The organism is Thermus thalpophilus (assembly GCF_022760915.1).
Classification (GTDB): Bacteria; Deinococcota; Deinococci; order Deinococcales; family Thermaceae; genus Thermus; species Thermus thalpophilus.
The window spans coordinates 154,565-164,957 of sequence record NZ_JAKTNS010000001.1 but is presented as its reverse complement, the minus strand read 5'-3'; the positions used below and the strand labels follow the sequence as shown (position 1 = coordinate 164,957).

Below are 10,393 nucleotides of genomic sequence, written 5' to 3'. Positions count from 1 at the left end.
CCTTGTGGGCCCCGGCTTCCACCGCGCCTACGCCAGCCGCCTGGCCTGGCGCCACCGCCTCCTTTTGGCCCTGGGCCTCGCCCTCTTGGGTTTTTTCCACCCCCTTTTTGCCCTCCTTTCCCCCTTCGCCCTCCTCCTGCCAAGCCGCCTTTGGGAGGGGCGGGCCCTAAGGGAGATCGCCCGGGTGACCCTCGCCTACCCCACCGCCTTGGCTTACGGGGAGGAAAGGCTTTGGGCGGAGGCGAGGAAAGCCCCCCTGAAACTTCCACCCTTTCCCCATGGGCTTCTTTTCCTCTACCTTCTGGCCTTGCTCTTGGCCCTTCTCCTCGCCGCTTGGCGGGCAGAAGGGGGTGGGGCCCCTTGGACCCTGCCCGGCCTGGAGCGGCCCGCCCCACCCCAAGGGGCTTCCGGGAGGGAAGGCTACAGGGCCCCTGGGGGTGGGGTCCAAGGAAACGGCGCACCCCAGGAAGAGGAAGGCTCCCCGGCCCACGGGGGCGGGGCCAAAGGGAATGGAACACAAGAGGGGGAAGGAATCTCGGGGAGCGGGACGCCCCAAGGGGAAACCCCCCCGCCTTCTCCAGGGGGCGGTACGCTGCAGGGGAAGGGGGAAGGCCCCCCAGCCTCGCCCGGGGCCAGGGGGGAGAGGGCTTCCCCGGGTTCCGAGGGAAGGGCGGGCACCGGGGATGCCCAAAAGGGCCCTCCCGTCCTTCCCCTGACGCCCCAGGGGGAGGAGGCGGGGCTTCTCGCCCCGGGGGAAGGGGGAGGCGCCGCCCTTCCTGCCCCTTGGCCTGGGGGGAGGCCCCCGGAAAGGGTGCGGCGGGGGGTGGAGGTCTACCTGGAGAAGACCCCCCTGGCCCCCGAGGCCCGGGAGCTCATCCGGCGCTATTTCGCCGCTCCATGAGGAGGGCTAGGGCCTCTTTCAGGGAAACGGGGCCCACCTCGAGGCGCCCCGCCACGGGAAAGGCCCCCAAGGACCCCCCGTGGCCGAAGCGGGCCCCCACCTTGAGGTCCACGTCCTGAAGGAGGGCCCGCATCTTGGCGTGCTTCTCCTCCCCGTGCTCGTTGGCGTGGGGGTTTTCCCGCACCTCCACAAGCCTTAGCCCTTCCTCTGCCGCCTCGTAGATGGCGTAGCGGGGGGCGTGGCCGAAGGGCCCCGGGTAGACCCGGCCCTCCTCCTTGCCCAAAGCGATGGCGACGCGCATGGCTTTAGGATACACCCCTGGGGTAAACGCTATCCCTCCCGCCGCCACTCCCCGCTTTTCCCTCCCGCCTTGTGGAGGAGGCGCACCTGGGAGATCACGAGCCCCTTGGAAGCCGCCTTGAGCATGTCGTACACCGTGAGGGCCGCCACGGCGCAGGCGGTTAGGGCCTCCATCTCCACCCCGGTTTCCGCTTTGGTGCGGGCCGTGGCCTCTATGCGCACCCGCTTTTCCTCCCGCAAGAGCTCCACCTTCACCTCCACCCCTGTGAGGGGAAGTGGGTGGCAGAGGGGGATGAGGTCCGCCGTCTTCTTGGCCCCCTGAATGCCGGCGAGTTGGGCCACCGCCAAGGGGTCCCCCTTGCCCACCCCCCCCTTTTCCAAGGCCAAGAGGGCCTCCTCCGTGAGCTCCACGAAGGCCTCGGCGGTGGCGGCGCGGAAGGTCTTTGGCTTTTCCGTCACGTCCACCATCTGGGGCTTGCCGTCCTTGAAGTGGGTGAGGTCCATGGTCCCAGTGTAGTACCCTAAGGGGGGTGCCCAGGGAGAGCGTCTTGGTGGTGGGGGCGGGGATCCTGGGGCTATCCGCCGCCCACTTCTTGGCCCAGAAGGGGCTTCCGGTCCTCGTTTTGGAGCGGGAAGCCCCCCTTTCCTGCACCAGCGACAAGTCCACGGAGTGCTACCGGGTCTTCTGGCCCGGGGAGGAGTCCTTGGCCGCCTTGGTGGCCCATGGCCTGGAGCACCTGGGCCCCTTTGCGGAGGCGGCCCGGATGAAGCCCCGGGGCTACCTCTACCTGGGCCGGGCGGAGGACCTCCTCGCCCTGGCCCAGGCCGCTCCCCACGCCGGGCCCTTGCGGGTCCACCGCAAGGCCGCCACCTACCCCGAAGGGGCGGAAGAGGGGATGGACCTCCTCCTGCCCGGGGCCCTGGGGGAGGTTTTCCCCTACCTGGCCCACCTGAAGGCCAGGGCGGGGCTCCACGTGCGCAGGGCGGGCTGGCTTTCCGCCCAAGGCCTGGGGATGGCCCTATTGGAGGCCTTGCGGGCGGCGGGGGGAAGGGTGGTGCGGGGGGAGTTTTTGGGCTTGGAGGGGGAAGGCTCCGCCCGGGTGCGGCTTGAGGGGAAGGAAGAGGTCTGGTCCTTCCTCGCCCTGGTCCTGGCCCCCGGGCCCGGCCTCCTTCCCCTCCTGCGGGGGCTAGACCCTGGCCTTCCCGTGGCGGCCGAGCCCCACTTCAAGGCCTGGTTTCCCGATCCCTTGCGCCTCTTCCCCCGGGAGGCCCCCCTCCTCATCTGGAACGAGCCCGGGGAGATTTTCTCCCCCGAGGAGCGGGCCCTCCTGGCGGAGGCGGAGGACCTCGCCCCCCTCCTCGGCCCCTTGCCCCCGGGGGCCCACGGGCGGCCCGAGGGGGAAGGCTTCCTCGCCCTCTATAACCCCTGGCCCCGGGCGGAGGAACCCCGGGCCTGCGGCCCCACCCCGCCTTCTTGGGCGGGGGAGGTGGCCCTGCGGGGCCTGTTCCCCATCTTGCCGGGCCTTAGGGCCTACCTGGGGGTGCGGCCCCGGGTGGACGGGGGGTACTACGTGCGCACCCCGGAGAACCTGCCCCTTTTGGGCCCCGTGGCCGAAGGGGTCTACCTCCTCGCCGCCTTTTCCGGCTATGGGGTCATGGCCGCCTTGGGGGCGGGGGAGGTACTGGCCCGGATGGTCCTGGGAGAGGCGCTTCCCCCCTGGGCCTATTCCTTCCTGCCTGCCCGCTACCGCGACCCCGGCTACCGCCCCCAGGGGGCGGCGGCCCGGGCCCAGCTTTAGAGGGCGAACTCCTTGAGGAGCCCTTCCAGGTCCAAGGCCTCCTTCTGCCCCAGGGCGGGGTAGACCTCGGGGTAGCGGGGGAGGTAGGCCTTAAGGCGCTCCTCAAAGGTGGGCACCTCCGCCTTCCAGAAGACCCCGGTGGGGATCCTTTCCCCCCACTCCGCCGCCTTTTCCTGGAACTTGGCCATTTTTTGGTCTAGCTCCTCGGGGGAGAGCCCTTCGGGAACATAGGGGTCGTAGCCCTCCTCCTGGAGCTTGTAGAGCCTGGGGGCGAACCACTCCTTGGTGTGCAGGTCGTTGTAGGTGGGGCAGGGCTGCAGGACGTGGAGGAAGGCGAGGCCCTTGTGGGTTATGCCCTCCTTGATGAGCTCTTTTAGGCCCTTCACGTCGTAGGCGTAGCCCCGGGCGATCCAGGTGTACCCCGCGGCGAAGGCCAGGAGGAGGGGGTTAATGCGCCCTTGGGGGTTGGGCTTGGGCAGGCTCTTGGTCTTCTCCCCCAGGCCCAAGGTGGGCCCCGCCTGCCCCTTGGTGAGGCCGTAGACCTCGTTGTCGTAGAGGATGTAGAGCATGTCCACGTTCCTCCGGCCCGCGGCCACGAAGTGCCCGGCCCCGATGCCCAGGCCGTCCCCGTCCCCTCCCACCGCCACCACGGTGAGGTGGGGGTTGGCCAGCTTGGCCCCCTGGGCCACGGGCAGGACGCGCCCGTGGAGGGTGTGGACGCCGTAGACGTTCAGGTAGTGGGGGGTCTTGGCCGAGCAGCCGATGCCGGAGAAGACCACGGTCTGGCTCGGGTCCTTCTTCAGCTCAAAGAGGGCCATCTGAAGGGCGGAGAGGATGCCGTAGTCCCCGCAGCCCGGGCACCAGTCGGGCTGCTTCTCCGCCTTGTAGTCCTGAAGCTTAAGCTCCACCATGCTAGACTCCCTTCCGCAAGACCAGGCGCTCGGGGGCCGTCCCCGCGAGCACCGCTTTGAGCGCCTCCACCGCCTCGTCCAGGGTGATGGGACGGCCGTTGTACTTCACCACCCGGTGGTGGACCTTCTTCAGGGTTTCCTGCTGCACCAGATCGGCGAGCTGCCCGGAGTAGTTGTGCTCCACGGTGACGAGCCGTTTCCCCTCCAGGAGGGGGCCGATCTCGGGGAAGGGCCAAAGGAGCTTTAGGTGCAGGTACCCCACCCCGGGGAGGTGGTCCAAGGCCTCCAGGAGGGTTCCCTTCACCGTGCCGAAGCCCAGGACCAAAACGTCCCCATCCCGGTAAAGGGTGTACTGGTCCTCCAGGGGGATTTCCCGCCGGGCGGTGCGGAGCTTTTCCATGCGCTTTTCCATCTGGTACTCCCGGAGGACGGGGTCTTCCGTGATGTGCCCCTCGAGGTCGTGCTCATCCGAGGTCATCCAGTAGAAGCCCCCTGGGGTCCCGAGGGGGATGAAGGGGGAGATGCCGTCTTCCGCGGGGGCGTAGCGCTCGTAAGGGCCAAAGCCCTCCCGGGGCGCCAGCCGTTTCTCCCCGTTTTGGGGAAGGGGCGTGAGGGCCTCCTTGGGGAGGCTTTGCGCCATGGAGGCCAGGAACTTGTCCAGGAGGTGGACCACCACCGTCTGGTACCGCCAGGCCCAGGCCAGGGCTTTCTGGGCGTCCAAGAAGGCGTCCAGGATGTCGCCGGAGGCGAGGACGAGCCTGGGATACTCCCCGTGCCCGCCCCGGATGGCGAAGAGGAGGTCCCCCTGCTCCGTGCGGGTGGGAAGCCCCGTGGAGGGCCCGCCCCGCTGGTAGAGGGTCACCACCAAGGGGGCCTCAATCATCCCGGCGAAGCCCATCCCCTCGGCCATGAGGCTGAAGCCGGGGCCGCTGGTGGCGGTGGCCGCCCTGGCCCCGGTGAGGGCGGCGCCGATGGCCATGGTCACCGCGGCGATTTCGTCCTCCGTCTGCACCACGGCCACGTCCGCTCCTTGGAAGTTGGTGTGGGCCTCGAGGTAAACGCTTTCGTCCGTGGCCGGGCTGATGGGGTAGTAGGTCTGGAAGCGGAGGCCCCCGGCGAGCTTACCAAGGGCGGCGGCCTGGGCCCCGGTGAGGTAGACCCGGCCCGGCTCGTAGCCGTTTAGGCGGAGGGAAAGGGAAAGCCTCGGCACCTCCTCCCGGTAGACTGCCTGGGCCACCTTCTCGTTGAGCTCCAGCACCTTCCCCCTAAACTGCAGGGCCAAGGCCTCCAGCAGGGGCTCTAGGGGAAAGCCCAGGAGATGGAGGCTCGCCGCCACGGCGATGGTGTTCAGGGTGCGCCGGGTCTGCAACGAGGGCACCCCGAGCTCCGCCCCAATGCGGTCCGCCACCTCCTCATAGGGGTAGGGGAGGGGTTGGACGCCCGCCTCGGCGTAAGCGGCGAGGATCTCCTTAAGGCTTGGGTCGCCCTTGCCAAAGCGCTCGGCCAGGGCCTCCTGCACCCGGTGGTCCAACATGGTGAGCTTGTGCACCGAAAGGTCCAGCACCTTGGGGTCGTAAAGGAGCACTCCCCCAGGCCGCACCTCGCCCAGGTGGCGGGCTAGGGTTTCCCCGTCCAGGGCCACCAGGAAGTCCACCCTGTCCCGGAAGGCCCCCACCGGTTTTCGCCCCAGGCGCACGTCCAGGTAGGAGTGCCGCCCCATGATGTTGGAGTGGTACTCCCGCTTGGTGGCCACCCACCACCCCCCCTTGGCCACGGCCCGGGCGAAAAGGGTGGCCGCCGTCTCTATCCCGCCCCCTTGGGGGCCGCCCACGCGCCAAGTGAACTCCTCCATAAGCCCTCCTTGGTCCAGGACTACGCTACTCCTTATGCCTCGGGTTGGCTAGGGGCATTTGCCCAAATCACTCCTCCTGGTCCGCCTGGTGGAGCCTTTTGCCCCAGAGAGTCTTTGGGGCGTGGTGCTCTAGGACCAGGGTCCGCACCACCGGGTCTTCTATGCGCTCAGCGGCGTAAAGGGCGTGGTGACGGCGCACCTGGAAGGCCCCAAGAAGCCCTGAGCGCAAGGGGTAGGGGGGAAGGGGCGGGGCGAAAAGCCCCGTGAGGATGCGTTCCAGGGGGTGGTAGGGCCTTAGGGCCTTGCCGGCGTCGTGGAGGAGGGCGGCCCGCACCGCCTCCGGTGGGGCCTCCGGGTGGGCTTGGAGGAGGCGGCGGGCCACCCGCACCGCGTGGGCCCGGTCCCGGGGGTCCATGGCCAGGTAAAGGGCCCGCTCGCCTTCCTTCAAGAAGGCCAAGGCGAAGCCATCCTCCGGCGCCGCCCTTTGGGGGAAGAAGGCCAGGAAAAGGCGAAAAAGCCGCTTTTTCAGCCGGGCGAGCCGGCCTGCCATCCTAGATGAACTTCTTCAGCATATTGGCGATCTCTTCGGGCTTCTTGGGGTCCACCTTGCCCTCGGAAACCTCGGTGGCGCAGACGTTGAGGAACTCGTGGAGGATTAGGGTGGCCGCCGCCTCCATGGCCTTCTTGGTGGCGGTCATCTGGGTGAGGACCTCGTCGCAGGGGCGGCCTTCCGCCACCATCTTCTGCAGGCCCCGAACCTGGCCCTCAATGCGCCGAAGACGCTTCAGGATGTTCTCCACGGTGTCTTGTCCCAGCTCGGTGGTCTTGGTCATGGGGGCATTATATACCACTACCCCCTATGTTGTCCTCGCTCACGGGTTCCTCGGGCTCCGGGGCCTTGGGTTTGCGCACCCAAAGGAGCTTCCCCCCCAGGAGGCGGGCGATCTGGTGAAGGCGGGTTTCGGGGTCTTTTCCCATCTCTCCTTCCGGAGGCCGAGCCTCCCGCGGGGCCGGAGGGGGAGGTTCCGGGGCCGGGGGAGGGGGTTTAGGCTTGGGGCTTACCGGCTCAGGGGTTTTTTTTTCCAGAACGAAATGGACCTCCTCCACCCCGAAGTGGGCTTGGGCCAAGGGCAAAAGGGCCGCCTTTTGCTCCACCGCCCGCTTGTGGTGGAAGGCCTTGCCTTCGGGGAAGCGGAGGTAGAGGGCGGACCCCACCACCTCGGGCCTGGCCTCCCGCACGAAGGCCCGCAGGGTGGGCCGAAGGGCCTCCAAAAAGGCGCGGAAGCGGGGAGCCAAGGCTTCTTCCCCACTGGGCTTCGGTTGGGCCTCGCCCTCACCCCGGCGCGGCGGGGGTGGGGGGGCCAAGGGGTCAAACTCGGGCAAGGGGGGTTCCGGGGGCGGGGCCTGGGCGGGTTCCGCCGGGGCCTTGGGGGTGGGGGCGAAGGCGGCGAGGAGGGCCGCCTCCAGGGCCAGGAGGTCGGAGCGCCGAGCCAGGCGCTCCAGGGCCTCGTCCAGCCGGGTGAGGGCGGCGAGGAGGGCCTCGGGGGGAAGGGAAAGGGACCTTCCCGGAAGGCCGTAGGCGGCGTAGAGCGCTTCCCGCAAGGCTTCCATGAGCCCCCCCACCAGGCTCCTGGGGGCGAAGCCCTGGCCGTAGAGCCTGCGGGCTTCCTCCAGGGCCTCCTTCATCCGGCCCTCTCCCAGGGCCTGGGCGAGGCCGAAAAGGGCCTCCTTGGGGGGAAGGCCCAAGGCCTCCTCCACCTTGGCCCGGGACAGGGGGTCTTCCAGGAGGAGGAGGCGGTCCAGGAGGCTTTCCGCATCCCGCATGGCCCCGTCCGCCAGGCGGGCCACCAGGAGAAGGGCTTCCCGTTCCGCCCGCCGGCCCAGGTCCTCGAGGATGCGCGTGAGCTTGGCGGCGATCTCCTCTTCCGTAAGGCGGCGGAAGCGGTAGTGCTGCGTGCGGGAGAGGATGGTGGGGGGCATCCTTTCCGGCTCCGTGGTGGCGAAGACGAAGAGGACGTGGGGCGGGGGCTCCTCCAGGGTCTTGAGGAGGGCGTTGAAGGCGCTTTTGGAGAGCATGTGGGCCTCGTCCAGGATGAAGACCTTCTTGGGGGCGGAAAGGGGGGCGAGGAGGATCCTTTCCCTAAGCTCCCGCACGTCCTCCACCGAGTTGTTGCTGGCGGCGTCAATCTCCACCACGTCGGGGTGGGCTCCTTTTTGCACCGCCTGGCAGTGGGCGCAGGCCCCGCAGGGGCGCTCCTCCCCTTGGCAGCCCACGGCCATGGCCAGGAGGCGGGCGGTGGTGGTCTTCCCCACGCCCCGGGGGCCGGAGAAGAGGTAGGCCTGGGCCAGCCGCCCTTCCCGGATGGCCCGGGTGAGGGGTTCCTTCACGTGCTCTTGGCCCACCACCTCGGCGAAGGTGAGGGGGCGCACCCGGCGGTAGAGGGCGCTCACAAGGGCTAGTATAGGGCGTGGTGCGGAGCTTCCTCTCCTTCCACGTGGAGGCCCCCCCAGAGCGGGTGGTGGCCTGGGCCCAGGGCGAGACGCGGGGGGCCGGGGTCTACGTGGTGCCCGACAGCCCATGGGTGAGCCTCTATCACGAGGCCCTCGAGGCCGACGAAGATCCAAAGGCCATAAGGGCCTTCCTGGAGGCGCTTTCCCATCTGGGGCCCGCCCTGGCCTTTATGGTCCTAAACGAGGAGGACCTCCTTTTCCTCTTGGCGGAAGAGGGCAAGGGGGTGGCGGAGCTCCGGCGGGGCCCGGAGCTGGGGGAGGCTCTCCTGGCCCCCGAGGCCCTCCTTCCCCTTCTGCAAGGGGCGGCGCGGATGCCCCCCCTAAACGCCGTTCAGGCCCTGGCCGCCCACTTCGGCCTCCACCCCGACCACGCCCTTCTGGGATTCTTGGACCTTCTGGAGGTGGAGGAGGAGGGAGGCTTGCCCGAGGAGGTGGTCTACCTTGAGTGAGGCCTTGCTGGTGAAGGTGGGAGGAAGCCTAAGGGGGGCTGAGGCCCTTTTGAACGAGCTCGCCGCTTACCCCGGGCCCCTGGTTTTGGTTCACGGGGGCGGCCCCGAGATCGGGGCCCTCCTCGCCCGGCTGGGGTACGAGAGCCGCTTCGTGGGGGGCCTCCGCGTAACCCCCAAGGAGCAGGTGGAGGCGGTGGAGATGGCCCTTTACCTCACGGGCAAGCGCCTGGCGGAGGGGCTTTCCAGAAGGGGCAGGAAGGCCATCGCCCTTTCCGGCCGGGACGCCTTGTGCCTTCGGGGCCGGGCCTTGCCGGAGCTGGGCCGGGTGGGGGAGGTGGTGGGGGTGGGGGCGGGGCTCCTCTTGGACCTTCTGGAAAAGGGCTACACCCCCCTCCTCGCCCCCATCGCCCTGGACGAGGAGGGCCCCCTAAACGTCAACGCCGACACCGCCGCCGCGGCGGTGGCTGGGGCCTTGGGCTGGCCCGCCCTTTTCCTCACCGACGTGGAAGGGGTGTACCGCGACCCCACGGACCCCAAGACCCGCCTTCCCCACCTCACCCCGGAAGAGGTGGAGGCCCTAAAGCGGCAAGGGGTCATCCAAGGGGGGATGATCCCCAAGGTGGAAGCGGCCCTGGCGGCCCTTCGGGCCGGGGCTCCTTGGGCGGCCATCGCCAAGGGGGGGCCTGGGGTCTTGGAGGGGGTCCGCCTGGGCCAGGCGGGGACCCGCTTCACCCTAGGAGCCGGAGAAAAGCCCGCATAAACTCGGGGAGGTCCTTCGGGCCCTGGGCGGTCACCAGGGTGCCGTCCACCACCACCCCTTCCTCCTGGTAAAGCCCCCCGGCGTTCACCAGGTCGTCCCGGATGGAGGCGAAGCCCGTGACCCTTTTGCCCCGCACCAGCCCGGCGCCGATGAGGACCCAGCCCGCATGGCAGATGGCCCCTAAGGGTTTGCCCGCTTCCGCCACCCTCCGCACCAGGTCCAAGACGGCCGGGCTTCGGCGCAGGTAGTCGGGGGCGAAGCCTCCAGGAATGAGAAGCCCGGCGAGCTCCGGGGCCTCCGCCGCCCCCAGCTCCGCCTTCCAGGCAAAGCCCGACTTGGCCCGGTACTCCCGGGCCTCCGGCCCCAGGACCACCGGCAGGTAGCCCGCCTCCAGTACCCGGTAGTAGGGGTAGAGGAACTCCCGCTCGTCAAAGAGGTCCGCCAGCAGGATCCCGATGCGCTTCACGCCACACCTCCAGGAACTCCTTGAGGATATTCCCCGTCACCCCCCAGATGTCCACCCCCCGCCAGGGGAAGTGCCACACAGTACGCCCCAGGCGTATCTCGCTCCAGGGGGCGATGGCAAGAAGCTCCTCCAAGGGGGCCAGGAGGACCTCCGCCACCTCCTCTGGGCTGGGCTCTAGGGGAGGGAGGTCCTCCCGGAAGACCACCACGGGCTGCACCCAAAACCCCTGGGGGGAAAAGGTGGGGGAGAGGAAGCCTAAAGGCTCCACCCCCTTTAGCCCCACCTCCTCCGCCGCCTCCCGCAGGGCTGCTTCCACCACCCCTTCCCCCGGCTCCACCACCCCCCCGGGGAAACTCACCTGGCCGGCGTGGGTGGGGAGGTGGGGGCTACGCCGGGTGAAGAGGAGGTGGCCCCCCAAGAGGGGAACCGCCACCGCCGCCAAGC

At 69.3% G+C, this 10,393-nt stretch carries 13 protein-coding genes; 4 read left to right on the top strand and 9 right to left on the bottom strand.

Annotated features, from left to right (window positions below; genetic code table 11):
- The first annotated feature begins 4 nt into the window (after nucleotides 1–4).
- Nucleotides 5–901, top strand: a complete 897-nt coding sequence (locus L0D17_RS00950; protein ID WP_243093545.1) for a hypothetical protein — start codon at nucleotides 5–7, stop codon at nucleotides 899–901.
- Here L0D17_RS00950 and L0D17_RS00945 read toward each other — a convergent pair.
- Entirely contained in the window at nucleotides 873–1,202 is a 330-nt protein-coding gene (locus tag L0D17_RS00945) for a NifB/NifX family molybdenum-iron cluster-binding protein (RefSeq protein ID WP_243093544.1), read from the bottom strand. The two genes, L0D17_RS00950 and L0D17_RS00945, sit on opposite strands and share 29 nt — an antisense overlap.
- Nucleotides 1,203–1,231: 29 nt before the next feature.
- Complete coding sequence (moaC, locus tag L0D17_RS00940) at nucleotides 1,232–1,705, bottom strand: cyclic pyranopterin monophosphate synthase MoaC (protein ID WP_243093542.1); 474 nt, start codon at nucleotides 1,703–1,705, stop codon at nucleotides 1,232–1,234.
- A 26-nt stretch (nucleotides 1,706–1,731) separates the two neighbouring features.
- Here moaC and L0D17_RS00935 point away from each other — a divergent pair, with 26 nt between their 5' ends.
- Nucleotides 1,732–3,000 (top strand): NAD(P)/FAD-dependent oxidoreductase, encoded by a 1,269-nt coding sequence (locus tag L0D17_RS00935; protein ID WP_243093540.1) that lies wholly within the window; start codon nucleotides 1,732–1,734, stop codon nucleotides 2,998–3,000.
- On the opposite strand, the gene L0D17_RS00930 is transcribed toward L0D17_RS00935, so the two are convergent.
- The 5 genes from L0D17_RS00930 to dnaX form a co-directional block, all read right to left on the bottom strand.
- Nucleotides 2,997–3,911: a 2-oxoacid:ferredoxin oxidoreductase subunit beta gene (locus tag L0D17_RS00930; protein ID WP_243093532.1), complete on the bottom strand. Its 915-nt coding sequence runs from the start codon at nucleotides 3,909–3,911 to the stop codon at nucleotides 2,997–2,999. The two genes, L0D17_RS00935 and L0D17_RS00930, sit on opposite strands and share 4 nt — an antisense overlap.
- A gap of 1 nt (nucleotide 3,912) precedes the next feature.
- The gene (locus L0D17_RS00925) at nucleotides 3,913–5,763 is read right to left on the bottom strand and encodes a 2-oxoacid:acceptor oxidoreductase subunit alpha (protein WP_243093531.1); all 1,851 of its coding nucleotides are present in this window, start codon (nucleotides 5,761–5,763) and stop codon (nucleotides 3,913–3,915) included.
- Between the two features lie 67 nt (nucleotides 5,764–5,830).
- Complete coding sequence (locus tag L0D17_RS00920; RefSeq protein WP_423247939.1) at nucleotides 5,831–6,313, bottom strand: HD domain-containing protein; 483 nt, start codon at nucleotides 6,311–6,313, stop codon at nucleotides 5,831–5,833.
- Nucleotide 6,314: 1 nt separating this feature from the next.
- Complete coding sequence (locus tag L0D17_RS00915; protein ID WP_039459634.1) at nucleotides 6,315–6,596, bottom strand: metal-sensitive transcriptional regulator; 282 nt, start codon at nucleotides 6,594–6,596, stop codon at nucleotides 6,315–6,317.
- Nucleotides 6,597–6,603: 7 nt separating this feature from the next.
- Entirely contained in the window at nucleotides 6,604–8,214 is a 1,611-nt protein-coding gene (gene dnaX / locus L0D17_RS00910; RefSeq protein WP_243093529.1) for a DNA polymerase III subunit gamma/tau, read from the bottom strand.
- Nucleotides 8,215–8,231: 17 nt separating this feature from the next.
- On the opposite strand from dnaX, the gene L0D17_RS00905 reads away from it, so the two are divergent.
- Both L0D17_RS00905 and argB read left to right on the top strand, forming a co-directional pair.
- Entirely contained in the window at nucleotides 8,232–8,723 is a 492-nt protein-coding gene (locus tag L0D17_RS00905) for a hypothetical protein (RefSeq protein WP_243093527.1), read from the top strand.
- Nucleotides 8,716–9,483, top strand: a complete 768-nt coding sequence (gene argB / locus L0D17_RS00900) for an acetylglutamate kinase (protein WP_243093526.1) — start codon at nucleotides 8,716–8,718, stop codon at nucleotides 9,481–9,483. The genes L0D17_RS00905 and argB overlap by 8 nt, the downstream gene beginning before the upstream one ends.
- Here argB and L0D17_RS00895 read toward each other — a convergent pair.
- Nucleotides 9,452–9,949, bottom strand: a complete 498-nt coding sequence (locus L0D17_RS00895) for a type 1 glutamine amidotransferase domain-containing protein (RefSeq protein WP_243093524.1) — start codon at nucleotides 9,947–9,949, stop codon at nucleotides 9,452–9,454. The two genes, argB and L0D17_RS00895, sit on opposite strands and share 32 nt — an antisense overlap.
- Nucleotides 9,912–10,382 (bottom strand): NUDIX hydrolase, encoded by a 471-nt coding sequence (locus L0D17_RS00890; protein WP_243093560.1) that lies wholly within the window; start codon nucleotides 10,380–10,382, stop codon nucleotides 9,912–9,914. The genes L0D17_RS00895 and L0D17_RS00890 overlap by 38 nt, the downstream gene beginning before the upstream one ends.
- Nucleotides 10,383–10,393: the final 11 nt, after the last annotated feature.